Source organism: Micromonospora sp. NPDC047187, from assembly GCF_040643355.1.
Taxonomy (GTDB): domain Bacteria; phylum Actinomycetota; class Actinomycetes; order Mycobacteriales; family Micromonosporaceae; genus Micromonospora; species Micromonospora salmantinae.
Genome location: NZ_JBEYUF010000010.1, coordinates 178,479 through 203,907, shown reverse-complemented (window position 1 = coordinate 203,907; position 25,429 = coordinate 178,479). Strand labels below are relative to the sequence as shown.

Annotated in this window: 19 protein-coding genes and 1 tRNA gene; 12 read left to right on the top strand and 8 right to left on the bottom strand. The window is 67.1% G+C overall.

What is annotated here, in order from left to right:
* Window positions 1-114: 114 nt before the first annotated feature.
* On the bottom strand, window positions 115-390 hold the full coding sequence (locus ABZ794_RS18625) for a TM2 domain-containing protein (RefSeq protein ID WP_181539390.1): 276 nt from the start codon (window positions 388-390) through the stop codon (window positions 115-117).
* Window positions 391-682: 292 nt separating this feature from the next.
* Here ABZ794_RS18625 and ald point away from each other — a divergent pair, with 292 nt between their 5' ends.
* The 9 genes from ald (at window position 683) to ABZ794_RS18580 (ending at window position 9,209) form a co-directional block, all read left to right on the top strand.
* The gene (gene ald, locus ABZ794_RS18620; protein WP_196927225.1) at window positions 683-1,798 is read left to right on the top strand and encodes an alanine dehydrogenase; all 1,116 of its coding nucleotides are present in this window, start codon (window positions 683-685) and stop codon (window positions 1,796-1,798) included.
* A 38-nt stretch (window positions 1,799-1,836) separates the two neighbouring features.
* Complete coding sequence (locus ABZ794_RS18615; RefSeq protein ID WP_357516594.1) at window positions 1,837-2,802, top strand: site-specific tyrosine recombinase XerD; 966 nt, start codon at window positions 1,837-1,839, stop codon at window positions 2,800-2,802.
* A gap of 179 nt (window positions 2,803-2,981) precedes the next feature.
* Window positions 2,982-3,905, top strand: a complete 924-nt coding sequence (locus ABZ794_RS18610) for a ParA family protein (RefSeq protein WP_124817891.1) — start codon at window positions 2,982-2,984, stop codon at window positions 3,903-3,905.
* Between the two features lie 41 nt (window positions 3,906-3,946).
* The gene (locus ABZ794_RS18605; RefSeq protein ID WP_357516591.1) at window positions 3,947-4,999 is read left to right on the top strand and encodes a segregation/condensation protein A; all 1,053 of its coding nucleotides are present in this window, start codon (window positions 3,947-3,949) and stop codon (window positions 4,997-4,999) included.
* Window positions 4,992-5,825: an SMC-Scp complex subunit ScpB gene (scpB, locus tag ABZ794_RS18600; RefSeq protein ID WP_357516589.1), complete on the top strand. Its 834-nt coding sequence runs from the start codon at window positions 4,992-4,994 to the stop codon at window positions 5,823-5,825. The genes ABZ794_RS18605 and scpB overlap by 8 nt, the downstream gene beginning before the upstream one ends.
* Window positions 5,812-6,582 (top strand): pseudouridine synthase, encoded by a 771-nt coding sequence (locus ABZ794_RS18595; protein ID WP_210784817.1) that lies wholly within the window; start codon window positions 5,812-5,814, stop codon window positions 6,580-6,582. The genes scpB and ABZ794_RS18595 overlap by 14 nt, the downstream gene beginning before the upstream one ends.
* A gap of 195 nt (window positions 6,583-6,777) precedes the next feature.
* Window positions 6,778-7,458: a (d)CMP kinase gene (gene cmk / locus ABZ794_RS18590; protein ID WP_238689285.1), complete on the top strand. Its 681-nt coding sequence runs from the start codon at window positions 6,778-6,780 to the stop codon at window positions 7,456-7,458.
* A gap of 58 nt (window positions 7,459-7,516) precedes the next feature.
* Window positions 7,517-8,923, top strand: coding sequence for a ribosome biogenesis GTPase Der (gene der, locus ABZ794_RS18585; RefSeq protein WP_357516587.1), 1,407 nt, complete (start codon window positions 7,517-7,519; stop codon window positions 8,921-8,923).
* 212 nt (window positions 8,924-9,135) lie between these two features.
* Window positions 9,136-9,209 (top strand) — tRNA-Pro (locus ABZ794_RS18580).
* A 51-nt stretch (window positions 9,210-9,260) separates the two neighbouring features.
* Here the strand turns inward: ABZ794_RS18580 and ABZ794_RS18575 are convergent.
* On the bottom strand, window positions 9,261-10,340 hold the full coding sequence (locus ABZ794_RS18575; protein WP_357516585.1) for a hypothetical protein: 1,080 nt from the start codon (window positions 10,338-10,340) through the stop codon (window positions 9,261-9,263).
* A gap of 115 nt (window positions 10,341-10,455) precedes the next feature.
* On the opposite strand from ABZ794_RS18575, the gene ABZ794_RS18570 reads away from it, so the two are divergent.
* Window positions 10,456-10,983: a hypothetical protein gene (locus ABZ794_RS18570; RefSeq protein ID WP_357516583.1), complete on the top strand. Its 528-nt coding sequence runs from the start codon at window positions 10,456-10,458 to the stop codon at window positions 10,981-10,983.
* A gap of 143 nt (window positions 10,984-11,126) precedes the next feature.
* Here the strand turns inward: ABZ794_RS18570 and ABZ794_RS18565 are convergent, their stop codons facing one another.
* The 3 genes from ABZ794_RS18565 to ABZ794_RS18555 all read right to left on the bottom strand — a co-directional run bounded on the left by ABZ794_RS18565 (window position 11,127) and on the right by ABZ794_RS18555 (window position 15,656).
* Window positions 11,127-11,828 carry a hypothetical protein gene (locus ABZ794_RS18565; protein WP_357516581.1) on the bottom strand — a complete coding sequence of 234 codons (702 nt, stop codon included), beginning with the start codon at window positions 11,826-11,828 and terminating at the stop codon, window positions 11,127-11,129.
* A 2,817-nt stretch (window positions 11,829-14,645) separates the two neighbouring features.
* Window positions 14,646-15,365, bottom strand: coding sequence for an META domain-containing protein (locus ABZ794_RS18560; protein WP_357516579.1), 720 nt, complete (start codon window positions 15,363-15,365; stop codon window positions 14,646-14,648).
* A 33-nt stretch (window positions 15,366-15,398) separates the two neighbouring features.
* Entirely contained in the window at window positions 15,399-15,656 is a 258-nt protein-coding gene (locus ABZ794_RS18555; protein ID WP_357516577.1) for a hypothetical protein, read from the bottom strand.
* 42 nt (window positions 15,657-15,698) lie between these two features.
* Between ABZ794_RS18555 and ABZ794_RS18550 the strand changes: the two genes are divergently transcribed.
* A complete protein-coding gene (locus tag ABZ794_RS18550) occupies window positions 15,699-18,077 on the top strand; it encodes a protein kinase (protein WP_357516629.1) in 2,379 nt (792 codons plus the stop codon).
* 486 nt (window positions 18,078-18,563) lie between these two features.
* Here ABZ794_RS18550 and ABZ794_RS18545 read toward each other — a convergent pair whose 3' ends face one another.
* Window positions 18,564-20,222, bottom strand: a complete 1,659-nt coding sequence (locus tag ABZ794_RS18545) for a HEPN domain-containing protein (protein ID WP_357516575.1) — start codon at window positions 20,220-20,222, stop codon at window positions 18,564-18,566.
* A gap of 450 nt (window positions 20,223-20,672) precedes the next feature.
* On the opposite strand from ABZ794_RS18545, the gene ABZ794_RS18540 reads away from it, so the two are divergent.
* Window positions 20,673-22,934, top strand: a complete 2,262-nt coding sequence (locus ABZ794_RS18540; RefSeq protein ID WP_357516573.1) for a restriction endonuclease — start codon at window positions 20,673-20,675, stop codon at window positions 22,932-22,934.
* Window positions 22,935-23,279: 345 nt separating this feature from the next.
* Here the strand turns inward: ABZ794_RS18540 and ABZ794_RS18535 are convergent, their stop codons facing one another.
* Both ABZ794_RS18535 and ABZ794_RS18530 read right to left on the bottom strand, forming a co-directional pair.
* Window positions 23,280-24,023, bottom strand: a complete 744-nt coding sequence (locus tag ABZ794_RS18535) for a hypothetical protein (RefSeq protein ID WP_357516571.1) — start codon at window positions 24,021-24,023, stop codon at window positions 23,280-23,282.
* 108 nt (window positions 24,024-24,131) lie between these two features.
* On the bottom strand, window positions 24,132-25,169 hold the full coding sequence (locus ABZ794_RS18530; protein ID WP_357516569.1) for an endonuclease/exonuclease/phosphatase family protein: 1,038 nt from the start codon (window positions 25,167-25,169) through the stop codon (window positions 24,132-24,134).
* Between the last annotated feature and the right edge of the window lie 260 nt (window positions 25,170-25,429).

Here is a 25,429-nt window from a genome sequence, read left to right as displayed (position 1 = left end):
CGCAGCGCCGCCACCAACTGCTTGGTCTCGGTGCGCAGCTCACCGGAGACCGCGTTCATCGAGCGGACCTGCTCACCCCCGCGGTCAGCCGCGGGGCCCCTCTCGCTGGTTGGTCTAGGAGTCGCGCAGCGGACGGCCCTGGGCGTCCGTGCCGCCGTTGACCAGGATGAGGATGCCGTCGACGACGCCCCAGAGAGCGCCGACGCCGCAGGTCACCAGGCTCACGACGAGCTGGAGAACGGCGATCTTGGTGTGTCCGGTGTAGAACCGACCGGCACCGAAGGTGCCGAGCAGGATGCCGAGGATGCCCGCGACGATCTTGCTCTTGTCGGAGACGCCCTGTGGGTACCCCGGCTGGGGGTAACCGGGCTGGTAAGGAGGAGTGGTCATGGGCGGACACATTAGTGATCCACTCGCCGGCTGTCCGCACCGCCGCCCGGCAGATGGGACGATAATGGTGAAACACTGTCCTGTCGGCTGAGGTGACGCTCGTCCGCCGAATCCCGGCGGCGCCCTGACACTTCGTCAGGACACCCGGGCACCGGGTGTCACTGTGCTGGCTCGCGGCGGCGCCGGGCGCGCCTAGACTGCCGCCGCAGGACCGGTGTACCGCGATGGCAAAGGGGCCGTCGTGGCACCGAGCAGTCGGGGGAGAGCAGCCCCGAAGAGAGGTGTCTGCATCGTGAAGGTCGGAATCCCACGCGAGGTCAAGAACCACGAGTACCGCGTGGCGATCACGCCAGCGGGTGTCAACGAGTTCACCCGCAGCGGCCACCAGGTCTTCGTCGAGTCCGGCGCCGGGGTTGGCTCCAGCATCACCGACGAGGAGTTCGCCGCCGCCGGCGCGACGATCCTCGCCACCGCCGACGAGGTGTGGGAGACCGCCGAGCTGGTGCTCAAGGTCAAGGAGCCGATCGCCGAGGAGTACCACCGGATGCGCGAGGGGCAGGTGCTCTTCACCTACCTGCACCTGGCCGCCTCCAAGGAGTGCACCGACGCGCTGATCGACCGCCGGGTCACCGGCATCGCGTACGAGACCGTCGAGCTGCCCGACCGGTCGCTGCCGCTGCTCGCCCCGATGTCCGAGGTGGCCGGCCGGCTCGCCCCGCAGATGGGCGCCTTCTACATGATGCGCACCGGTGGTGGGCGCGGTGTGCTGCCCGGCGGTGTCTCCGGCGTGTACGCGGCCAAGACCGTTGTCATCGGCGCCGGCGTCTCCGGCATGAACGCCGCCGCCATCGCACTGGGCCTGCAGTCCGAGGTGCTGCTGCTGGACAAGAACGTCGCCCGGCTACGGCAGGCCGACGCCATCTACCGGGGCCACCTGCAGACCGTCGCCTCCAACGCCTACGAGGTCGAGCGCGCCGTGCTCGACGCCGACCTGGTCATCGGCGCGGTGCTGGTGCCCGGCACGAAGGCCCCGACGCTGATCTCCAACGAGCTGGTCTCCCGGATGAAGCCGGGCAGCGTGCTTGTCGACATCGCCATCGACCAGGGCGGCTGCTTCGAGGACTCGCGCCCCACCACGCACGCCGACCCGGTCTACAAGGTGCACGAGTCGATCTTCTACTGCGTCGCGAACATGCCCGGCGCAGTGCCGAACACCAGCACCTACGCCCTGACCAACGTCACCCTGCCGTACGCCCTGGAGCTGGCCAACCAGGGCTGGCGCGAGGCGCTGCGCAACGACCCGGCGCTCGCGCTGGGCCTCAACACCCACGCCGGACAGGTCACCTACGGCCCCGTCGCCGAGGCGCACGGCATGGACGTGCTCCCGCTGGCCGACGCGCTGGCCTGAACGGTGGCGGGCTGACCGGCGACACGGACACCGCCGGCGTGGGCACAGCACCCACGCCGGCGCTGCACCGTGCCGTTCGCGGCTACCTCGACCACCTGACCGTCGAACGTGGCCTCTCCGCGAACACGCTCTCCTCGTACCGTCGGGATCTGGACCGCTATCTCGCCACCCTGGCCGATGCCGGCGTCGCCGACCTCGCGTCGGTCGGCGCCGGCCTCGTCGAGTCGCACCTGGCGCGGCTGCGCGCCGGCGACGACGCGCACCCGCCCCTCGCCGTCTCCTCCGCCGCCCGCGCGGCCAGCGCGGTACGGGGCCTGCACCGCTTCGCGGTGCGCGAAGGCCTGGCCGGCGCCGATCCGAGCCGCGACGTCCGCCCGCCCACGCCGCCCCGGCGGCTGCCCCGGGCGCTACCTGTCGACGACGTGGTCCGGCTGCTGGAAACCGCCGGCCCGATCACCGCGACCGGCGACGACGCGCCCCTCGCGCTGCGCGACCGGGCGCTGCTGGAGTTCCTGTACGGCACCGGCGCGCGCATCTCCGAAGCGGTCGGCGCCGCCGTGGACGACCTCGACACCGACGACGGCACGGTGCTGCTGCGCGGCAAGGGTGGCCGGGTGCGGTTGGTGCCCGTCGGCGGGTACGCCGTCGACGCCGTCCGCGCCTACCTGGTCCGGGCCCGTCCCGGGCTGGCCGCCGGCGGCCGGGGCACCCCGGCGGTGTTCCTCAACGCGCGCGGCGGCGCGTTGTCCCGCCAGGGCGCCTGGGGCATCCTGCGCCGCGCCGCCGACCGGGCCGGGCTGCCCGTCGACGGGCCGGCCGCTGTCTCCCCGCACACCCTGCGCCACTCCTACGCCACCCATCTGCTCGACGGCGGCGCCGACGTCCGGGTGGTCCAGGAGCTGCTCGGCCACGCCTCGGTGACCACCACCCAGGTCTACACGTTGGTCACCGTGGAGCGGTTGCGCGAGGTGTACGCCACCGCGCATCCGCGCGCCCAGGGCTGAACCGGTCGCGGTCGACGCCGACACGCCGGGCCGGTGCCGAACCCCCTGCTGGTCGGTGGCGTACAGTCGGCATCGGCGCGGACCTCCTGGAGCGACACGACCGGGGTGCGCAGCGGCGCCGCGAAGGACGTCGGACGGCTCCGACGCCGGGTGGGTCGTCGGGAGGGGGCAACGAGCACATGGCTGGCAACGGTGACCGTGCCGAGACCTGGACGTCGGAGCTCCGCGAGCAGCAGGCCACGCTCGGCGCGGACCTGGGTCCTGCGGACCCGGCTGCCTACACGATGCGCAAGCCCATCCCGGAGCCGATGCCCACCGATCGGCACGGCCCCGCGCGCATCATCGCGATGGCCAACCAGAAGGGTGGCGTCGGTAAGACCACCACCACCATCAACCTGGGCGCCGCGCTCGCGGAATATGGCCGCAAGGTGCTGCTGGTCGACTTCGACCCGCAGGGCGCGCTCTCGGTGGGGCTGGGCGTCAACCCGCACAACCTCGACCTGTCCATCTACAACCTGCTCATGCAGGACGACATCCTCGCCGAGGACGTCGTCATCAAGACCGACGTCGCGGGGCTGCACCTGCTGCCGGCCAACATCGACCTCTCCGCCGCCGAGATCCAGCTCGTCAACGAGGTTGCCCGGGAGATGGCCCTGGCCCGGGTCCTGCGCACGGTCCGCAAGGAGTACGACTACATCCTGATCGACTGCCAGCCGTCGCTCGGCCTGCTGGCGATCAACGCGCTGACCGTCGCGCACGGCGTGCTCATCCCGCTGGAGTGCGAGTTCTTCAGCCTGCGCGGTGTGGCACTGCTGCTGGACACCATCGACAAGGTGCGCGAGCGGCTCAACTTCGACCTGGAGCTCGAAGGCATCCTCGCCACCATGTACGACAGCCGCACCACGCACTGCCGCCAGGTCCTCCAGCGGGTCGTGGAGGCGTTCGGCGACAAGGTCTACCAGACGGTCATCACCAAGACGGTGAAGTTCCCCGAGTCCACCGTGGCCGGTGCCCCCATCACGACGATGGACCCGGCCTCCTCCGGGGCACGTAACTACCGTCAGCTGGCCCGCGAGGTGATCGCCGCCCAGTCGGAGCGGTAGCCGGAACGCCCGGTGCCCGCCTCGTGGACTACGGTCGTCCGGTGACCGCGCCACCCCTCGACCCACCCGAGACCGCCGACGCGGCAGTGGTCGACGGTGTGCAGCCCGCTGACCCGGCTGCCACCGGCTTCACGGTGCGGCTGGCCAACTTCACCGGCCCGTTCGACCTGCTGCTGCAACTGATCGGCAAGCACAAACTCGACGTCACCGAGGTGGCCCTGCACACGGTCACCGACGAGTTCATCGCCTACATCAGGGCGATGGGCGACAACTGGGACCTGGACGAGGCCAGCGAGTTCCTGCTCATCGCCGCGACCCTGCTCGACCTGAAGGCGGCCCGGCTGCTGCCCGCCGCCGAGGTGGAGGACGAGGCCGACCTCGCCCTGCTGGAGGCACGGGACCTGCTCTTCGCCCGGCTGTTGCAGTACAAGGCGTACAAGGAGGCGGCGGCGCACATCGCCGAGCTGGAGGCCGTCGGCGGCCGACGCTATCCGCGTGCGGTCAGCCTGGAGGCCCGCTACGCCGAGGCGCTGCCCGACCTGGTGCTCGGCATCGGTCCCCAGCGGCTGCTGAAGCTGGCCGTGAAGGCGATGACCCCGAAGCCGGTGCCGGAGGTCTCCATCGCCCACGTGCACATGGTCCGGGTCAGTGTCCGGGAACACGCGGCGATCCTCGCCGCCCGGCTGCGCCGGGCCGGCACCGCCACGTTCTCGCTGCTCTGCGCGGACTGCGAGGCCACCCTGGAGGTGGTGGCCCGGTTCCTCGCGCTGCTGGAGCTGTACCGGGAGGGCCTGGTGTCGTTCGTGCAGGAGCAGGCCCTGGAGGAGCTGACAGTGCGCTGGACCGGCCCGGTCGACGGCGACACCGAGCTGCACGTCGACGAGTACGCCGGCACCCCGGCCGACCCGGAGTCGCCGGAGCCTGAGCCTGCGCTGGCGGGGGCTGAGCCTGGGCCGGCGGGGGCTGACCTTGTGCCGGCGGGGGCAGAACCTGCGGGGACTGGGCCTGCGCCGGCAGGGGCTGACCTTGTGCCGGCGGGGGAGGCCGGCGGGCCGGACGGGACGGGAACGACGGAGGGTGCGCGGGATGAGTGACGAGCAACGTCGGGACTCGCTGGCCGACCAGGCCGCCGCCTGGGTCCCCCCGTGGGACCGCCCCCGCCCGCCCGCCACCGACACCCCCACGGACGAGGTGGGCCCGGGTGAGCCAGATCGCGTTGAGGCGGCGGCGGACGAGGTGGGTTCGGCGGGGCCGGACCTCGGCGGGGTGACGGACGCCACTGTGGGGGAGTCGGGTGGCGCTGGGGGCGTACCCCGGCGACAGCTGGCGGGGCGGCGGCGGGCGACTGTCGCGCCGGAGCCTGCGCCCGAGCTGTCCGATCCCGAGCTGCGCGGCGCGTTGGAGGCGATCCTGCTGGTCGTCGACGAGCCGGTCAGCGAGTTGGTGCTGGCGCAGGTGCTGGAGCAGCCCGCCGAACGGGTCGGGCCGATGCTCGACGAGATCGCCGCCGGTTACACGGCGGCCGGGCACGGGTTCGAGCTGCGGCGGGCGGCCGGCGGGTGGCGGCTGTACACCCGGCCGGAATACGCTACGTACGTTGAGCGGTTCGTGTTGGACGGGCAGTCCGTGCGGCTGACCCAGGCGGCGCTGGAGACGCTCGCCGTGGTTGCGTACAAGCAGCCGGTGACCCGTTCGCGAATCTCAGCCATCCGGGGTGTGAACTGCGACGGGGTCATCCGTACGCTGGTCACCCGTGGCCTCATCGAGGAGTGCGGCACCGAAACGGACAGCGGGGCGTTCCTCTACCGGACCACCACGTTGTTCCTGGAGAAGCTCGGGCTGAACACCGTCGACGAGCTGCCGCCCCTCGCACCCTTCCTGCCCGACGACGTAGAAGAGCTTGCTGATGCGACCCGATAACCGTTCCCCCAAAGCCGACGCGCCCGTCTACGAGGGGGCTGAGCGCCTGCAGAAGGTGCTCGCCGCCGCCGGCGTGGGTTCCCGGCGTGCCTGCGAAGACCTGATCTTCCGCCGCCGGGTCACGGTGGACGGGCGGGTCGCCAAGCTCGGCGACAAGGTCGACCCGGCCACCTCCGTGATCCACGTGGACGGTGAGCGCCTCCAGGTCGACATTCGCCTGGTCTACGTGGCGATGAACAAGCCGCGTGGGGTGGTTACCACCATGGCGGACGAAAAGGGACGCAACGAGCTGGCCGACTTCATCGGCGCCCGGCTGGAGCAGCGGGTCTACCACGTCGGGCGGCTTGACGCGGACAGTGAGGGCCTGCTGCTGCTCACCAACGACGGCACCCTCGCGCACAAGCTCATGCACCCCTCGTACCAGGTGCTCAAGACGTACCTCGCCGAGGTGGTCGGGCCGATCCCGCGCAACCTGAGCAAGCGGCTGCTGGCCGGCGTCGAGCTGGAGGACGGGCCGGTCAAGGTCGACTCGTTCAAGGTGGTGGACACTCTCGGTAAATCCGCCCAGGTGGAGCTGAGCCTGCACGAGGGGCGCAAGCACATCGTCCGGCGGCTGATGGATGAGGTCGGTCACCCGGTCACCCGGCTGGTGCGTACCTCGATCGGGCCGATCCGGCTCGGTGACCTGCGGACCGGGCGGATCCGGCGGTTGACCAACGCCGAGGTCGCCGCCCTGTTCAACGTGGTGGGTGACTGACCCCCGAGTTCGGGGTACGGCAGCCGGTAGGCTCCACCGATGGCCGGGACGCGGCCGCCCGGGTGGCGTGGGTCGCCTCCGGCGGCGTCGCGCGCGGGTCCGCCAATGGACCCGGGCATGATTGATGACGATTGACAACCGCTTGCGGCGCCAGATCACCGGGCGATCCGTGAGGTACGGGCTGAGGAGGACACGGTGGAGGAAAACGTACGGACCGGGCGATGTGTGGTCGCTGTGGACGGGCCGTCCGGTTCGGGTAAGTCCACCGTGTCGCGGCGGCTCGCCGTGAGCATCGGTGCGCGCTACCTGGACACCGGGGCGATGTACCGGGCGATCACGTGGGCCGTGCTGCGCTCCGGCGTGGATCTCACCGACGCCGCGTCGGTGGCCAAGGTCGCCGGCGAGGTCAACCTGCGCATCGGCACCCACCCGCAGGGGTACGCCGTGACCATCGACGGTGTGGGCGTGGACGCCGACATCCGTGGCGCAGAGGTGACCGGCGCGGTTTCCGCCGTCGCCGCCGTGCCGGCTGTCCGTGAGCTGCTCGTCACCCGGCAGCGCGAGATGATCGCCAACGCTGGCCGAATGGTGGTCGAGGGTCGCGACATCGGCTCGGTCGTGGCGCCGGACGCCGACCTGAAGGTCTTCCTGACCGCCTCCGAGGCGGCCCGTGCCGCCCGGCGCAGCGCCGAGGACGCCGCCGACGTGGCGGCCACGGCCGCCGATCTGGCCCGGCGGGACCATCTCGACTCGACCCGCAAGGTCAACCCGCTGGCGCAGGCGCCCGACGCGGTGGTGCTGGACACCACCGAGCTGGGCATCGACGAGGTCGTGGCGCGGCTGCGCGACCTGCTCACCGAGCGGGGCGTGGCATGAGCGAGCGAATCATCGGGGTTGTGTCTCATGACGCTCCGGAGCGAAGCGGAGGAACGGCATGAGTAGCGATGGTGGTGGGTGGGTCGAGCTGCGGGAGCCCGACGTCGCCGTCGAGGAACCGAGCGGCCCGCAGCCGGTGGTGGCCGTGGTCGGTCGCCCCAACGTGGGCAAGTCCACGCTGGTCAACCGGATCATCGGCCGCCGGCAGGCGGTCGTCGAGGATGTCCCTGGCGTGACCCGCGACCGGGTTCCGTACGACGCGCAGTGGAACGGCCGGGCGTTCACCGTGGTGGACACCGGCGGCTGGGAACCGGACGCGAAGGACCGGGCCGCGGCCATCGCGGCGCAGGCCGAGACGGCGGTCGTCACCGCCGACGTGGTGCTCTTCGTGGTCGACGCGATGGTGGGCTCCACCGACGTGGACGAGGCAGCGGTGAAGATGCTGCGGCGCAGCGCCAAGCCGGTGATCCTGGTGGCCAACAAAGCCGACAACAACTCCATCGAGATGGAGGCCACCTCGCTGTGGTCGCTCGGCCTCGGTGAGCCGTTCCCGGTGTCCGCGCTGCACGGACGCGGCTCCGGCGACCTGCTGGACGCCATTCTCGCCGCGCTGCCGGAGGCACCGGCGATCATGGAGAACCGTCCGCGCGGACCGCGCCGGGTGGCGCTGGTCGGCCGGCCGAACGTCGGCAAGTCCAGCCTGCTCAACCGGTTCTCCGGCGAGGAGCGGGCGGTCGTCGACTCGGTAGCGGGCACCACTGTGGACCCGGTGGACAGCCTGGTCGAGATCGGCGGTCAGACCTGGCAACTGGTCGACACGGCCGGGCTGCGCAAGCGGGTCGGCAAGGCCAGCGGCACCGAGTACTACGCCAGCCTGCGGACCGCCGGCGCGATCGAGGCCGCCGAGGTGGCCGTGGTGCTGCTGGACTCCAGCGAACCGATCAGCGAGCAGGACCAGCGGATCCTGTCGATGGTGACCGAGTCCGGTCGGGCGCTGGTCATCGCGTTCAACAAGTGGGACCTGGTCGACGCCGACCGTCGGTACTACCTGGACAAGGAGATCGACCGGGAGTTGCGCCGCATCCCCTGGGCGATCCGGCTGAACCTGTCGGCGATGACCGGCCGCGCCGTGGACAAGCTGGCACCGGCCCTGAACAAGGCGCTGGCCAGCTGGGAAACCCGTGTACCGACCGCGCACCTCAACCAGTGGCTGACCGCGCTGGTGCAGGCCACCCCCCACCCGGTACGTGGTGGGCGGGCGCCGCGGATCCTGTTCGCGACGCAAGCTGGCGTGGCACCGCCACGGTTCGTGCTCTTCACCACCGGCCCGCTGGACGCCGGCTACCAGCGCTTCGTCGAGCGCAAGCTCCGCGAGGAATTCGGGTACGAGGGCAGCCCGATCGAGATCTCGGTCCGCCCGCGCAAGAAGCTCGGCCCCGGCGGTCGAGGCAAGGCGCACGGCTGACGCGGTTCAGTTCTGCCAAATGCCGGATGGGCGTCCCCGCCCATCCGGCATTTCCCTATCCAACCCCACCCTCCTAGGACGCTCTAGGGGTTGTGTGGTGGCTCCCTGTGGGGGTGGTTCGGTTACGTCGCGATGCCGGTGGGGCCTGTGCGGACGGGCCGCAGCTGCTGCGCTAAGCTGTACCGGCTGCCGCGGGGGAAACCACGCGGAGGCGGGACGTGGCGCAGCTTGGTAGCGCACTTGACTGGGGGTCAAGGGGTCGTCGGTTCGAATCCGGCCGTCCCGACAGGCAAAAAGCCCTGACCAGCGGAAACGCTGGTCAGGGCTTTAAGTTTGTCTATGGGGTTTTGAACCGCCCCCCAAAAACCCCCCTTTTACCGGGGTCGGCAACCAGATTTGTCATGCCCGGGCTGAAGTCCTTGAACGCGCATTTCACCCCGGATTTGCGGGCGTTGACGCGGCCTGCGGTGTCTAGATCGACGCTGGTCAGGTTGGTGACACCCAAGCTGCGCGCCACCAACACGATCTTGTTGTTGAGGTCGGCGAACAACGCCTTGCTGTGGCTGCGGACGGTCTCCTGCAGCGCGGCTATTGCGCTCGCCAGGATTTCGGACTCCACGTCGAGCGCTGAGTCCTGGCGTGGCTCCTGCGTCGCCAGGTACGAGCCGACGACGGCCGGGACTGCATCGCCGCCACCGGCGGCTATGGCGAGAGCGCCTTCGAGCTGGTAGCACTCGCGTTGAGCGGCAACGAGGTCCTGCTGTGCGGTGTCCGATCGAATGGCCGCCAGTTTCGCCTGCAACTGTTCGTGCCGGTCCCGGCTTTCGCCGAATCGCTCGGCGGCCTCGTCCGCGGCCTTCTTCGCCGCGGCTTCCGCTCGTCGTGACGCGGCCTCCTGCTCGGCATGACGTTGCAGGAGCATTGCGTGCGCGTTCGAGTCCTCCTCATGGGCAGGCAGCGGGTTGCTACAGACGGCGCACCGGTGGTCTGATTCCTCCGCCGCCCGCCGTGGTTCGTCGATCTCGTGGTCGCATCGTGGGCACGCCTCGGGATCCAGCGCTCCGAGTAGCATCCGCGCAGCGGCGCTCTGCCGTGCGCGACGAGCTGCACGTTCGTCTTGAAGCCGGATACGGCGAGCGGCGTCGAAGCGTTGCTGGAGATCTAGATGGATCGCTTGGCGTTCGGCCATTTTCCGTGCTGCGGCATCGGCTGCGGTTAGCAGTCCGGTGAGGTCGGGCTGACGTGACTGCAGGTCTGCCAACCGCGACTTCGCCGCCGCCAGCGCCTCCCGCAGCGGCTGAATCTGCGAACGGCGCGCCTCTGCGTCCTCCTCGGCGCGCCGCTTGACGCGTCGATCCTCCTGGTCCTCCCGCTTCTGAGCGGACATCAGGTGGGTCAGTTCCGGGACGTACGGCACGTCCAGGAAGATCTGCAGCAGCTTGGCCGGTAACTGGCCGAACGCCGTCGGGCCGAGAAGGACCTTGTCGTGCCCGGCGTTGAGGGCGATCGCGTAGTAGAAAGCTGGCCCAGGAATGGAACTGTTCCGCGCTGTCTCGCTGACCGGCTTCGTCCTTGGGGGCGCCGGGCTCGGCCGCCCACACCGAGATCGGCCGCAGCCCAAGACGGTCGAGCATCAGACGTTCAATCAGCCCCTTGACGTCGGGCGGCGCGGCGGTAGCAACCGCACGCACGCCAGCGCCGTCGACGTCGCGGCCGTCCAACGCGAGAAGCTGATCAACGGTATCGGCCGTGAGCAGCGTCGCCGAAGGCTGGCCAGGTCGAAGAAACTCAAGCCGCACGGATACCGGTACACCGCCGACGTGCAGGTCAGCGCGCACATACGTCAACCACCCGGCCGTCTCCGGGCGCCGGAACTCGTCAACGCTCTCACCGCGCAACGCCCAACTCAGCGCCCACAACAGGGTGGACTTACCGGCGGAGTTCACCTTGCTCGCCAGCACCCAGGGCCCGTCGCCGAACGAGATATCGACAGTGAACGGCCCGTCGTTGTCCGTGGTCCCCGTCTTCTCTCCCTCGCAGTACAGCCGGCGCACCCGTAACTCACGGCGCGCCGGCATCGGGCTGGCCAGTGCTACCCCGTACGAGTCAAGGACCTGCCGGACCCGCCTCGCATCCACACCGGCAACCTTCGCGGCGATCGCCGCGTACAGGTCACTATCCTGCGGAATGGCCATCTTCGGTGTCATGCGACGGGCTCCTCGACGTCGGCGGCACGAAGCTGAGCGAGCCGAGCGCGGGCACGAGCCGCGATCGACGGGATGACTTCCTTGAGAGGTGTCTCGGCGTAATCACGCTGAAGGTACTGCCGGCGGCGCAGCGCCAACGCCGAGTGCCCGCTGCCGTCCGCCAACGCCTTTACCAGCAGAGCCCGCTCGGTGTACCAGCGCAACTCCGGGAACTGAGCGGTTGCCTGTGCGGCAATCTCGCGGCCCCGATCGGTCAGGTAGTAGTTGTCCTGCAAGACTCGATGAGCGGTACGACGCTGAGTTACGACCAGCAACCGTGGCGCTACCAAGACCGAGAGAGTTCGGTCCAAGGACTCGAACGCCCCGAACAGATACCGGACCATGGGGATCGAGCAAATCTCGGGCTCATCCGAGTCAAGGATCTCGCCCGCTAGATCGAGCAAAATCGTCGCGTGAGCCCGTTCCTCCACATCGGGCAGGCACCGCTCGTAGTCGTTCAGCAGCTCGTCGGCGAGGTAGTCGGGATTCCGCAGCCAGAAGTCGAGCTTTTGCAGGCGCCCCTCCGCGTACAGAACGGCAACGGTACCGCGGGGCGCCGACGCCGCAGCAGCAGGGCCGAGATCCTCCGCCACTGCGGCGATGAGAAGCAAAATGCGAATAGCGTCCGCGAAACGATCGCCCTCATCCCCGTCGTCCACTCGGGGAGCCTACGGTCAACGACCCTTAGGAAGCAATCAACCACCATGTGTTAGGAGGTCGAGGCGGTAGAGGCGTGCCCGAGCCACGGTCCGGCAATGATCGAAGTCGCCCTCCCCTTCCCCAGCATGTAGTGATCTTTCATCAAGCGGGACGTTAGGGCGCCGTTGGTGCTCCTCTGCCGGGCGGGTCTGTATCGCCACGTGTCACGAACGTCGGCATCGGCGTTCTTGTGTGCGACGGGTTCGGGCGGGCTGGCAGGTCGGTGGCCATCGGTGGGCTGGCGCACGGACAGGACCCGGCTGGCGCGAGACCGTGACACCGAGTGCGGGCATGACGATCAGCATCCGGAATGACGCGATGTCGTCGTGGTGGACCCGGACCGGTTTATGGCCGCAGCACGGCAAGCGCTGCGAGACCGCAGCCGGGTCTGACCGATGCGGAGGCGGCGGAGGCGGTCATTGACGTCTACGACGCCGTACGCGCTTTGCTCAATCGGGGCGGCTAGCCGCCGACGCCGTCGACGGCGAAGTGGTCGGTGTCGGTGGATCTCTGCCTGGCGTGCGGGTCTGTCGCCGGCCGGTTGGCCGCAACAGGTGGTGCTCGACGACGCTCAGCCCCTGCAGGACTACGGCTGTTTTCAGCCTGAGGATCCCTTCGCGGTGCCCCGTACCCGGGGCGGCGATTAGCGGCAGCGCTTGTTAGGCGCCGCCGATAACAACGCTCTCAGTGACATGTGCACGCGCATGCCGCCGACCGTGCGTGCTGGCAGACCGTTTCTGGCACTTGGTGACGGCGCTCGTGAGATGAGTGCGATCGCCAGCCGCTGCTGCAGGCTGCGTTGCTGGGTCTGTGCTACGACGGCCGGGTGGGCGCCTACCCACCCGGCCGTTGCGATGTCAACCCGTCAACACGGATCGATGTAGTAGACGGGGTCCCAGTCGACGCGCACTGAATCGCCACCGGCTCGCGGGAGGGCGATGCCGGCAACCCTCGTGGGTAGGTGGGCACCTCAGCCTGATTCGTAGAACGTTTACGATCACGGCACCAATCCGGATGAGGAGGCTTACTCCACGTCGAACAATGACTTCAGGAGGTCGTAGGCCGTGTTCCCGAGAATCCCGAGTGCCATCTGTCCAATGATCAGAAGTGACAACCGAATGAAGTTGGCGAGGCGGTCGACAGGCTTATGGTGCTTCCCGTCGTAGCGCCTTCGCCGGATGTTTCTTTGAAGGCGGCTCTCTGGTCGATGCTGACCTCGGGGCCCGTTTCTTGGGCAGGGTCGGCTAGGCCATCGCCTTGCGGCGCGTGTAGCGGCTCAACGGGTTAGCCGTTCCTGCCTGTCTCGGACATGGGCCAAGCGTACGTGACCTGCCCGCGGCGATCTACTGAACCTGCGGCGCGCAGATGCCCTGACCGCAACGTTCGACGACGGCACCGTGACCACTTGGCACGCGCCTCGCCCGAGCCCGGTCCGCGTCGGCCAGGCGGCTCAGCCGGTTTGCCAGGGCGGCTGCGGTCGCACCGTCTCGACCACGACACGAAGTCCGGGTCGGAGGCCGAGCGCAGGTTGTAGAACGGCCGGCAACTGGTGGATCCGCAGAGGACGCCGGAGGTGCCGTACCGACTAGGGCGTTCTCGATCCACCACGCGTCGCATAGGGTCAGCCGTCATCCGATCTCGATCGACGGGAATGAGCAGGCAGAACCACTTGGGTGCCTCTAGGTGCACCACCTATCTTTCGGAGCAACGTGCGGCTCATTAGCAGGGCTCATCCTTCGCTTTTCCGCGACGGCCCTTGCCTGCCGGCTCTCTGAGAGCTACAGCCGAACCGCCGCAGCGTGACCGCGGCCGTGCCCAGCGGTGATGGCGACGGTGAGCCGGGCGGCGACGGCGAGGCGGAGAAGGCGCCGGCCAAGGGCGAGCGCACGGCAGCAGCCCGGCATTTGTCGCTGTCTTGCCCCACCATCGCGCAGCCATTGGGCGCCAGCAGCCGCCTCCAGTACCGCAGGTGCCGAGGGACTGTCCGCGTCACCGGCGGCGAAGCTGCAACATAGTGACCCTTATGGATGCTGTCTGCGCCGGCAGTTTCTAGGCGAAGCCGACAGTTGCTGGTCGGGTTGGTTCGCCCGATCTGGTTTGCCGACGAGGCGATGTAACGAAGCAGCCGACGGCGAAAGCTGCCGCCGGGCGGCGTTGACGAACTCAAGGCGCCGCAACTCAACCTCATCGCGCAACTGACACCAACCGGCCTCGTCGACGTTCTCCCGCATGCCAGTGCCGAGCGGATGCTCCAGAAGGCCGCGTCCAGCTTGAGGGCCGCTTCCACGATGCTTGGAGGTCCCACCAACTGCACCCGAGCGAGAGCTGCGTTCCATCCCGCCTAGTCAACGCGCTCAGCTCGTTGGACCGCCAACGCACGAGGCCTGAGGAGGTCGTGGCCTGCTCCTGTAACAGGGCTGCAAAGGTGTCGGCTAGCACCGAGCGGGACCAAGCTCGACTCTGGCTGCGATTGCTCATCCAGCTGCCGGCGGGCCACGCCCAGCAGCGCCACGAGAACGCCGGTAGCGGTGGATGACCCGTCTCCCAATTCATTGGACCTCCGTCTCATCGCAGCGGCCACCACCAATGGTGTCAGTCACCTACAAAGACGCCGAGCGACGCTGCGGCCGTGACGACCGCGTGGTCGGCGTCATCGGGTCTGCCGTTATGCCGCTACGCCCTGCTCGCCTTTGGTACAGGTGGTCCAGGTGCGCGGTGAATCGGCGCCATGGCAAGCGGCCCGTGAAGCCGCGGCAACGGCGGTTGCAGGACGGCGTTCAGTTCGTGGGGGATAGCCGGCCTATCTCGTCGCCGTGGGCGTTCAGAAACAAGAGGACTTTGCCGTCGAACCCGGCCCTTCTGGCCGTCGTGACCCATTGTGCGATCGGCACACTGTCGACACAGTAGGCCAAGGTGACTGCTCTTGCGGTGTTGAGCAGTGTGCCGCCGGCAGCGGTGACCCACCGACCGCTTTGATCGTTGCAGCCGTCGGACCCGTGCCACTCACCGTCGGCCGTGAACTCCAGGTAAGCCGCCTTGTGTCCCCTCTTGGGCGCCCAACGGCCTATCAACTGGCGCTGATCGGCGGGAACGAGCGTCGCCGGTAGTGCGACAGCTGGTGCCAGGGCCTGTCGAGCCTCGTCGGTGACCGTCGGTGGCTCCAGCACGGAGTCGGCCTTGTCGGGCTCGGGGGTAGGCGTCGCGCCGGGGATCAGCCGGGCGACAGCTTGCCCTCGTCCGTCCAAGAGCACGGGCAATCCCGCCCCGTCGAACTGGTAGGCGGTCGCCCGCATCGTCTTGACGCTGCCACGATCCAAACCCAGCTCCCGGAACCAGCTACACAGCGGCTCCACCGGCGTCATCGACTCCGACAACGCGATCGGCGTACCCACCGCCGGAGCCCACCTCGCCAACAGGCCAGACAACTCCACCGCGTCCAGGCCGGGGATCTCGCCGACCTTGCGCACCTTCTGCACATCGGTGAAGAACAAGTGCATGGAAACCCCACGACCGATTGACGACCATGCCAATCACTCAACGGAGCCAGGGCTAGAGAGATGCGTGTCGATCATCAGGCTGAGACACGTAGGTGTCTCTGGAGAACCGTCCCACTTCGGCTCGTACGCCAGATCCGAGGCCTCAGGGACGGCATCGACGGCCTTCGAGAGCACGTGCGGCACGGCCATGTCAAAGCTGCGCCACATCGTTGACGACTTGCCGTAGCCGGAGGTGTACTGCCAGAGCCAGCGCTGTGTTGGCGTGTGGCTGATGCCGACGGCGAAGGTCATCCGGCGGCTTACGCACTAACGGGGAGTGGGCCCTTGCTGGTCATGCCGCTTACGACCTCCTTCCGGTTCGTTCACGAGCCGCTCCAGGGCGACGATGACGCTCTGCCGATGCTGGGCAACGCGAGCCTGGTGGAGGGGTTGCGGTCTCGTATCATCCATTCCCACGGCGGCGCTTTCCTCATCACCGGCTTCCGCGGGGTTGGTAAGACGACACTGGTCCTACGCGCGCTCAGCGAGTTGTCGCAGGGCGACGAAGATGATCTCGTGGTGCCGGTGGTGCTGAGTGTGGCTCGGTCGACCGACATTGATCGGCTGCTGTTCGCGGTGACCCGGCGTGTGTTCGAAAGTCTCCACGACCGTGGCCTGCTGTCGCGATTGCCTGCCAACGTGCAGCAGTCCCTGCTGGTGGCCTACATGCGCACGTCGCTGGCGTTCAAGCAGACACGGTCGGAAGCAACCGAGCGGGGCATCAATGTCGAGGCTTCAAACGGTCGGATCGTGAAGATTCCCCTGCCGAAGGTTGTGGCGTCCACGAAGCGCACCCGGTCCCTGGCCACCGAAGCCCAGTTTCTCGCTTACTCGGAGACCGATGTCGAGCACGACATCATCAGGATTGTCTCACTGCTGCACCGCAGCGGCTCCGTAACCGTGCCGTCGCCGAGGTGGCGTCGGTGGCTGCAGCCGTGGTCCAAGCCCGCCAAGGCACGGATACGGCTGGTTGTCGTGCTCGACGAGGCTGACAAGTTGACCAGCGCCGATGCAGGGCTCGAGGTGATCGAGAAAATCCTCGGCGGCGTGAAGAACGTCCTGACCATGCCGGGTATTCACTTTCTCGTTGTGGCCGGGCCGGACCTGCACGACCATGCCATCAGGGACGCGGCTCGAGGCAACAGCATCTACGAGAGTGTCTTTGGATGGCGGCTGTACGTGCCGTGCAGTTGGTCAGCAGTCGACCGTCTCCTCGACGTCGTGCGTGCCGACGCTACCGAGTACCCGGCGGAACTCAAGCAGTTCCGCGACTACCTGCAGTTCAAGGCAAGGGGCATACCGCGGCGTCTGTTGCAGGAGTTCAACGCTTTTGTCTCCTGGGCAGAGAGCGGCCCGACGCTGCACGTGCAGGAACACGACGCCAAGCGCGTCCAGTTCTACGCCAACCTTGAGGTGCTCCTTAGCGAGCACCTAGAACAAGAACAGCAACGGCGGGACCAGCTGTTCAGCGCCGACATCGACGAGGACCGCCGCAAGCTGAGCGCCTACTACGTTGTGGACTGGGTTCTGCGCAGCGAGGGCGAACCATTCTCCTCGAAGGACTTGGTCCCCGAGGGCGAGCCCCGGCATTTCGATCCCGCTCTCGGCATCTCGGAGCCGGGGGTCGCTCGACTGCTCGAGCACCTGCAACGTCACCAGATCATCGAATACGTCCGGCGGCCTAACGCGACCGCAACGATCATCGGCGACGCAAACGACGCCATCTTCAAGTTGTCCAGCGAGATTCGGCGCGCCCTGTTCGGCTTCGCCGCCGCGAACGAAGCCGAGCGCGCGGCCCTGCAGATCTCCGTCTTGGCCGACGGCGGTACGTCTACCGGCGCCGGACGTGCCGCCCTGCCGCCAGTGCGGGTTCTCGCGAACCGATACGAGTTGCGCGAGACTATCGGGCGCGGCGGCATGGGCACCGTCTACCGAGGTTTTGACCGGCAGTTGCAGCGGGTCATTGCGGTCAAAACCCTTGGCTACTTCGACAGGGACGACCCGGGCGCCCTCGTACGGTTCCGCCGCGAGGCCGACATTGCCGCGCAGCTGCGACACCCGCAGATCGTTCGTACCTACGACGCCGTCGACGTTGACGAGGGCGGGGTGGCGATCATCATGGAGCTTATGCTCGGTTCTGATCTGGCATCCGTCGTGGCCGAGTCGGGCGCCTTGCCACCTGACGAGGTGGTGCAGATTGGGCGGCGTCTGGCTGGCGCCTTATCGTACTTGAACGAAAAGCGGATAGCGCGAATCGACCTAAAGCCATCAAACATTGTTATGGAACCTCGCCGGGGTCCGGTCATCGTGGACTTCGGCATCGCACGGCAGGAGGGCCGTGGCAACATCACTGCCGCAGGTCAACTCGTGGGCACGCCGATGTACATGGCCCCCGAGACTATTGCTGGCGGGACTCCTGACCATCGCTCTGACATCTACTCCCTGGGCCTGGTGCTGTATTTCTGTGCGGCAGGAAAGGTGCCTTGGGAATCAGCCAGCGTGGCGCTGCTGCTGAGCAAGCGCCTCCAGGAGGACATCGACACTTCGACGCTTCCGGTGTCGGCGCACCTGCGGGAGGTCATCGCCACCGCAACTAGGCGTGAACCCGACGATCGGTTCCAAAACGCCGCGGAGCTTGACGCAGCTTTGGCCGCGACGTCGGAATCGACCTAACTTGTCTTTAACCCTCGAGGGTCCTGTGGGGACCCTGACGGCTGCTTCGGTGACCAGTGTGCATGATCGTGATGTGGCTGATGCCGGGTCAGGGGCTCTCGTCGGCGGTCACATCACGCGTATGCAGGTCTAACTGGGGGTTTGCGCGTCTTGCAGTGAAGTCCGCGCCGACCGCGTCGTTCGGTCGTCCTCACGACTCGGTATTCGCCGGCTACACGATCCGCGCACCGGCCACCGTTGCCCGGTTCACCTGTCGCGATGCTGTGGGCCTGGCAGGCCCTCGAGCACTCGACCGTTGGCGGTCACCCCACCGCGATGCTGACGCGACGCAAGGCCGCTGACGACGTGACCTGCCGTCCTGTCCACCACGATCGCTGCCGAGGGATACCTTCCGGCCGACGGCAGCGGACCAGCGGTAGGCGCCGGCGCCGCTGGAAGTTAGGCCACGTCCCATGCAGCACTCTTCTCGCTGGCAGAAGACGAGGCTCAAGAGTCGGATCGCGGGACGACCAACCATTTACGCGCCCTACTGGCCGTCGCACGGAGCTGCGGATGCTCCTGCACGATCTCGCGCTGTCGCTCGGCGGGCAACCCGAGTTCGTGCAGCACGTTGAGGATCACGACGGCTGTGGTCACCTCCACAATGGCTGCCAGCTCCTCGACTGAGTGATGCAGAGTCCTGCCCTCGTGCGCCAGGTCGTTCCGAGCCCGAGTGGTTCTCCTCGCCCATCGATCCACGTCCGGCATGAGCAGCCCGATCGCCTTATCGTCAGGACGCGCAGCGAGCGCGTACAGCCGGTCATGCAGGGTCGGGTCATTGCGGATGGCTCGTTTGAATCTCTCTCGGTGATCCTCGGGCACGTGCGCCAGCATCGCTTCGCGCATCGGCTTGAATTCGTCTGAGGGCATCGGGCGCTCTTCGATGCCGAGACGGCGATGCAACACCTCGGCTGCGCCCACCGCCGTCAGAAGATTGTTCTCGATATAGCGAGCCGGTGCGTAGCGGAGGCCTAAGATCATGTTGATTGCCACCTGCAACCGCCCGTGTGCCTCGCACCAGCGGGGAACGACCTCCTCGAATGGGAACGATGCGCACGTGAAGAACACGCGGTGGTGGTCGACGGCCTTGGCATCGTGCTTACCGAGCACAGAGGGCGAGTAGAGCACATCAGCATCTCGGCGCAGCGATGGGCGGTCACCACGCGACGCAGAGTCCGCTTCGGCCAGCTGCAGCCGCAACCAGATCACGCCGGCAGCACGGTGTGTCGCGAGAGCGATCAGATCTTGCACCAGGCTGGCCGCGTCCAGTGCGTCGTTCAGAGAGAACGGGTCCGTATTGACGATTCGCACGAACGCGGTATCTCGCATGCGGCCGACGGTCCCACCCCTCCGCTGATCAAAGAACGGCAGCGTGTGCCGGTGCAAGAGACGGAACTCAGTCCCATGGACCACTATCGATTGGGCTTCCGACGGTTTCACGGAGATGCTTCCGCTTCCGTCCGGTTTACCGTCGGGGGCTCCGTGAAAGCCCTCGAACACCGACGAGGCTGCCCAGAGCCCAAGGTCCTCCACAGACACCTCGGTTGCTGAGAACGCTGCGTCGTCCTCGCCGCTGACGTGCGCTCCGATGAGCGCCGTCGCCGCCGCCACAGTCTGCTTGTCCGGGCTCTTCACTCGCGCACCAATGGTCCGCTTGCTGCTATTCGGCACGCAGGCGAGAAGGGTGATCTCGCGCTGCTCGGCTGCACCGTGGATCACGTGCCACGTGCGGTGCCCTTCGTGGACCGCAACTACGCCAGGAAAAGGGTTCGAGAAAATGCGGTCCTCGAACGCGCCGATCAACGAGAGCACTAGGCCGTCCTCCGGCTCGTACCGGAGCACACCGGGGATCCGCTCGTCAGGGTCGTCCGGCAGCCACCAGAGACCTGCCCACTCGGCGGACTCATCGAGGTTAAGAGGATCGTTAGCCATGATGCTCGCTCTCGCAGCGCAGGGCAGCCACTCCTCCCCGCTCCCAGATGGTCCACCCTCCCGGAACTCTACGATGTCGCCGCCCTTCATGAAGTAGCCCTTACCCTTCATCCGGATCTTGCCGGCCTTTCGGCAGCGAGCCGCAGCCCCGCCAGGGCCCGGCTTGCGCAACATGCCCTCGCCGCTTGACGAGACCCATGGAGACGCCTCCACACCGAACGGCGACGAACCCGAGACCCCTCGTGTCCGAAGAAGGGTGAAGGGCAATAGACGTGTTGCAGGCGGCGTTTTCAGGTTGTCCGTGGGACCTGTACGCCGTGACGATGATCGTCATGTTGCGCGGCGCTGGCCCGGAGGTCGTCGGCCCGTACGAGGTGCTCGGCCTATGCCGAGATCTTCGGCCGATAGCTACACGCACCCGCGCGGCCCGCGCTCGACGGGGGCACGCCCAAGCCCGAATGTTCCGAAGCAAGCGGCGACGGGCCGCCCCGCAGACCACGCTGAACGACGGTTTCTGAGCAGCCCGCCTGGCGGGACGGCGCAGCGCGGTGGCTCGCCCGTTGGGCGTCGGTGCGAGACACTGCCCTACGGGCAGCACAGCTCGGGCTCCGCAGAAGGATGTGCATGGACGGCTTCGACCTCGGGCGCCTCACCGATCACGACTTCGAAGAGGTGTGCCGCGACTTGTTCGGTGAGATTCTCGGCCTACGGCTGGAGATCTTCCCGCGCGGCCCCGACGGCGGCGTCGATCTGCGGCACACCGCTACCGACGGAACGACTACCGTCGTGCAATGTAAGCACTGGTGGAAGTCTGGCCGCTCCAGGCTCGAAAGCCATCTACGCAAGCAGGAAGTCCCGAAGGTCCGCAAGGTACGTCCGGGCCGGTACCTGATCGCGGCGTCGGTCGAGCTCACCGATACAAGCAAGCAGCGGATCCGCCGGGATTTTGATCCCTACATCAAGACGACCGGCGACATCTTTGGCCTCGACGACATCGTGGCGGCCCTCCGCGAGCGACCCGCCATCGTCGAGCGGCATTTCCGTCTGTGGTTGAGCGGCACAGTGGTACTACAGACGGTGCTGCGTCAGGAAGACCACCTGCGAGCTTCCTGGCTTTGTGAGGAGCTGCCGCACGTGGCGGCTACGTTCGTGCCCCACGCCGGGTTCGAACGAGCCCGGAGAGTGCTCGAAGAGCAGCGCGTCTGCATCCTCACCGGCATTCCCGGCGCGGGGAAGACCACCACGGCGATGATGTTGGCAGCCTGGCTCATGGGTCGCGGCCACCAGCTCTACGAGGTCTCCGAGAATGCGTCAGAGGTGCTCAACCTGTGGCGCGACGATGAAGCGCAGGTCTTCGTCTACGACGACTTCCTCGGCGGGACGACGCTGGACCGGCTACTGAGCAAGAACGAGGACCGTCGGCTGCTGTCGCTGATCCATCGGATCCGCCGGACGCCGGGCAAGGCCCTCGTCATGACGAGCCGTGACTACATCCTCGAAGAGGCCCGCCGCAAGTACGACAAGCTCTCGAAGGAGGCCCTTTCACTCGTCACCAGCACCGTCCGCCTCGACGATCTCGATCTTCTCGTCCGCGGTCAGATCCTTTACAACCACGTGTATCGCAGCGGGGTATCCAGGGCGCAGAAGGCGCGGTTCGCTGAGCCGGCGGTGTGGCGGCCCATCGTGGAGCACCCGAACTTCAACCCGCGTCCGATCGAGGAGACCCTCCGGCTGGCCGGCTCCGACGACCAAGACATCGCCGCGACCCTCCTGGCGAACCTTGCCGATCCGTGGCGCATCTGGGACCGCATCGTCGTAAACGATCTTCAAGAGGAGGCAGTTCACGCCCTGGAGGTGCTCTTCACCTTCGAGAGCGCATCCTTGGAGGGGCTGAGCGAATCCTGGTCGTGGTACCGCACGGAGATGGGAAAGCCGAACGATGGCCGGCTCCTCCGGGGCGCGCTGCAGGTGCTCGACGGTACGATGGTAAGGATCCATGCGGGTGAGATCGCCTTCCACAACCCATCCATCGCCGACTACCTCCGACGGCACCTGAACGCAGGACGCGCCGACATCCCCGCCCTGATCGCCGCGGTCGTCGACGTCAAGCAGGCGTACCGGATCATGGAGGCAGCCGGGATGGCTGACGGCGCGCAGCTCCTCACTCAGCTCCGGGCGCATCCGCGACAGGTCGCGAGAATGTTCGCCGAAGTCGAGGACACAGTCGAGGATTGCCTAACTCCGGAGGACGACAGCTTCGCGGCGCATCTCGAACGCCTCGTCGGGATCGCCGAGGACCTGAATTCATGGGCACTCGCCAGCTACATCATCAAGCAGACCGACGAGCACATTACCCATTCGCAACATATCCCACATCTGGTCGAGCTAGCCGAGCGGCTTGGGCAAAGTGAGCTCATTCCCGCGAGCCACAGCGAGCAGTTTCAGCGGAACGTGGCGAACCAGATCCGCTACGGCCTTGGCGACCTCATCGAGAATCGCCACCTCGTTGAGGCTCTCAAGTCACTCGCCATGCTCGAGCGAGTGTCGGACGAAGCCGGGGAACCCGAGGCAGCGCGACTCGTGGAACTGGCGCTGGAAAGACTGTCCGAATTCATAGAGGTCGACGAAGAACGCCTGCAGCACTGGGACGTCGCGGCGATGGATGACGTGTTGGATTTCCTGATTCAGCACGGAAAAGTCATCTTGGACGACGACGAGGTCGTCGTCGTCCAAAGCATGATCGATCGATTCGAGGCGCGCCAGAAGCGGCCTACTCCGCACCAGCCCGGCCCGCTTCCCCGCAATGATATCGAGCGGGACAGAGCATCCGTGTCACGGCTAATGAGTAGCCTCGCCGACGCCGATGAACCCGCCGACGCCAGTTAGGGCGGCAGTTACGGAGCGGTGATGAAGCGACCGGACGCGTCGAACGGGCTCATCCTCGGCGCGCAGCCAATCAGACGGCTTCAGGCCTGGAGCTAAATGACGGATGTAGTCGGGGAGCATGGCTGGAGCACGTGTACCAATAACGGTCACTATGTTAGTTACGATAATGCTAGTCGTTCCGTCAGCTGCTCGGCTGTGAGCTTTAGCTCTGTCGGGCGGTGACAACCACGACTCTATGGTCGTCCTTCGCTATCAACTGCTTCTGGCAAGCGCCAAGATTGGGGTCGGCCATGCTGTTCGCGCTATGTTCTCCGTTCGGTAGAGCGACGATGGTGGCGTCAGGAGTCACGGTTGCCGGCGCGCGGCTCGGGCGGTAACTATGCGCGCATGGTAGATTGCCCAACCTTTTCTGAACATCGCCGCCTCGATAGCATCGGGGCGCACGGCCGCTTGGTTAGTGGACTCAGTTCGGGCATGGTTGTGGGCGAATTCGAGCCACCGCTGGTATTGATCTGGGCCCCAAGGGCCGCGTTCCGTAATATCCCAGTGTTCGACTTCCTTCAAAGCTATGGCAACGAACTGGTCGAGGATCAGCGCGCGACCAGGTTGTGCGTCGGGCCGGGCATCCGCGAAGTACAGCAGCTTGGTGTAGAACGAGGGCCCGAGGTAGGGAAGCTTTTGCTCGCCGCCCAGGGCCAGCACCTCGTACGCCTTCGCCGGTCCCTGATCACGAAGGACGGTCAAAGCCTTAACGAGCTTGGCAGTGATGGACTCAGTCGTGTTCTTGGTGAAGACCTGAGCTCGACGGCCGACGAGGAATGCTCGGTCGCCGGTGCCCCAGGCGTAGCTGCCGACCAGCAGGCGCCCGACGTCGTCTGGACCCCCATTCGCTGCGGTGAGGAGGTCGCCACGCGTGATCTGTCGGTACTGCCGACCCCTTTTGGCCTCGGGCAGGTCGGATAGCCATGCCGTCCACCCTTCGGCAGGGACGCGTTGCTGCCACCAGCGTGGCCGAAAGTCCAATCCGTGCGTGAGAACTTCGCCAGGGGTCCAGAACGCGTCGACGCCAAGTCGGTCTCTGAGCCCCATCGTCGCCTCCTGCCCGGTGTGGGCAGACTGTACCGGCGGGCATCAACCGGAAACGACCCATGCTGCGTAAGCCCGGCGCAGGACGGCGAACCAGAAGGACTCTTATGTTCAGCTCACGGCAAGGTCGATGTATGCGGGGTCGTGGTCGGACCCGTCACCGCTGATCTGGGTGCGGCGCATCACGTGCGCGGCGGTGACGGTCAGGTCGGGGGTCGTCCAGATCTGGTCGTAGAGGGCGAAGGTGGTGACGCTCTTTGCCTGGTGCCGGTGTGTCCACATGGTGGGGGACAGGTCGGCGAACGTGTCGTTGACGAGGGTTCCGTTGCGGTTGGGGCCGGCGATGGTGGTGCCTCGTTGGATGTGTTCGGTGAGGTTCGCTTGTTGCAGGGCGGCGAGGGTTTCGGCTGCAGGGGCGTCGTTGAAGTCGCCGGTGACCACAACGCGGCGGGTCAGTCGCTGCCGGCGCAGGATCTTGCTGATCGCCGTGGCTTGGTCGCGGCGTCGTTCGGCAATAGCTTGTCGAGCGGCTGCGACCTCGGCGGGACTGAGGGTGTGTTCGTCGGTGATGAAGTTGCTCTTGAGGTGGTTGACCAGCACGTGCAACGGTTTGCCGTCTGGGGCGGCGATCTCGGCTTGAAGGAGGTCGCGGCCGAACACCGGTTCCCCGTCGGGGTTGGGCCAGAACCGCCAGGAGCTGATACGGGTGATCGGGTGGCGGGAGCAGATGGCAACGTCGATGCGGCGGGGGTCGTTGCCCTCCACGACGACCCGGTAGCGGTAGTCGATGCCCAGCGGGAGCAGGTCGTCGCGGTGGAACGTGTCAAGGGCGTCTTGGTCTTCGACTTCCTGCAGGCACAGCACGTCGGCGTTCAGGGCGGCGATGCGTCGTGCGATCCACGCCCGGGCTTTCGGGTCCTTGCCCTTCACCACTTTGCCGCGGAAGGTGCGCAGAATCCCGCTCATGTGGGTGCCGTCAGGCAGGACCACCTCGACCACTGACGGTTGCTCGCTGCTCGGCCCGCCTGCGTCCGGCGTAGCGTCGGTGGTGATCTCGGCGAGCGGGGGATTGGCCGCGGTCCGGGAAAGTTCCGCCTGGAACGACCAGCGGGAGAACAGGTTGTTGGCGTTGAACGTCGCGATCCTCACAGTTACCGCCCGCTTTCACTGTCTACGGATCGGCCCTTAGAAGAGCTTGACGATACGGTTTACCCGCCCAAGTGGGCAGCAACTATCAGCAAGCCGCCAGTCCTGGAGCCCGCCGGTACCGCCTTGGCGACCATCCGCGGTGCGGTCCCGATGGACGCCGCCGCACTGCGCGGCTGGCTGAGAGCAGGCGGGTCTCCGCGGTGGCGCTGGATGCTGCCCAAAGTTCGATGGCGGCATCCGCAACGAACGGCGGCACACGC

What these genes read in the sequence shown, in the direction of transcription:
- ABZ794_RS18540 (WP_357516573.1), top strand. Translation starts at nt 20,673, where the DNA reads ATGGACGGCTTCGACCTCGGGCGCCTCACCGATCACGACTTCGAAGAG.
- ABZ794_RS18610 (WP_124817891.1), top strand. Translation starts at nt 2,982, where the DNA reads ATGGCTGGCAACGGTGACCGTGCCGAGACCTGGACGTCGGAGCTCCGC.
- scpB (WP_357516589.1), top strand. Translation starts at nt 4,992, where the DNA reads ATGAGTGACGAGCAACGTCGGGACTCGCTGGCCGACCAGGCCGCCGCC.
- ABZ794_RS18625 (WP_181539390.1), bottom strand. Translation starts at nt 390, where the DNA reads ATGACCACTCCTCCTTACCAGCCCGGTTACCCCCAGCCGGGGTACCCA.
- ABZ794_RS18570 (WP_357516583.1), top strand. Translation starts at nt 10,456, where the DNA reads ATGGAACTGTTCCGCGCTGTCTCGCTGACCGGCTTCGTCCTTGGGGGC.
- der (WP_357516587.1), top strand. Translation starts at nt 7,517, where the DNA reads ATGAGTAGCGATGGTGGTGGGTGGGTCGAGCTGCGGGAGCCCGACGTC.
- ABZ794_RS18595 (WP_210784817.1), top strand. Translation starts at nt 5,812, where the DNA reads ATGCGACCCGATAACCGTTCCCCCAAAGCCGACGCGCCCGTCTACGAG.
- ABZ794_RS18535 (WP_357516571.1), bottom strand. Translation starts at nt 24,023, where the DNA reads ATGGGGCTCAGAGACCGACTTGGCGTCGACGCGTTCTGGACCCCTGGC.
- ABZ794_RS18545 (WP_357516575.1), bottom strand. Translation starts at nt 20,222, where the DNA reads ATGTTGCGCAAGCCGGGCCCTGGCGGGGCTGCGGCTCGCTGCCGAAAG.
- ABZ794_RS18555 (WP_357516577.1), bottom strand. Translation starts at nt 15,656, where the DNA reads ATGACCTTCGCCGTCGGCATCAGCCACACGCCAACACAGCGCTGGCTC.
- ABZ794_RS18550 (WP_357516629.1), top strand. Translation starts at nt 15,699, where the DNA reads ATGCCGCTTACGACCTCCTTCCGGTTCGTTCACGAGCCGCTCCAGGGC.
- ABZ794_RS18560 (WP_357516579.1), bottom strand. Translation starts at nt 15,365, where the DNA reads ATGCACTTGTTCTTCACCGATGTGCAGAAGGTGCGCAAGGTCGGCGAG.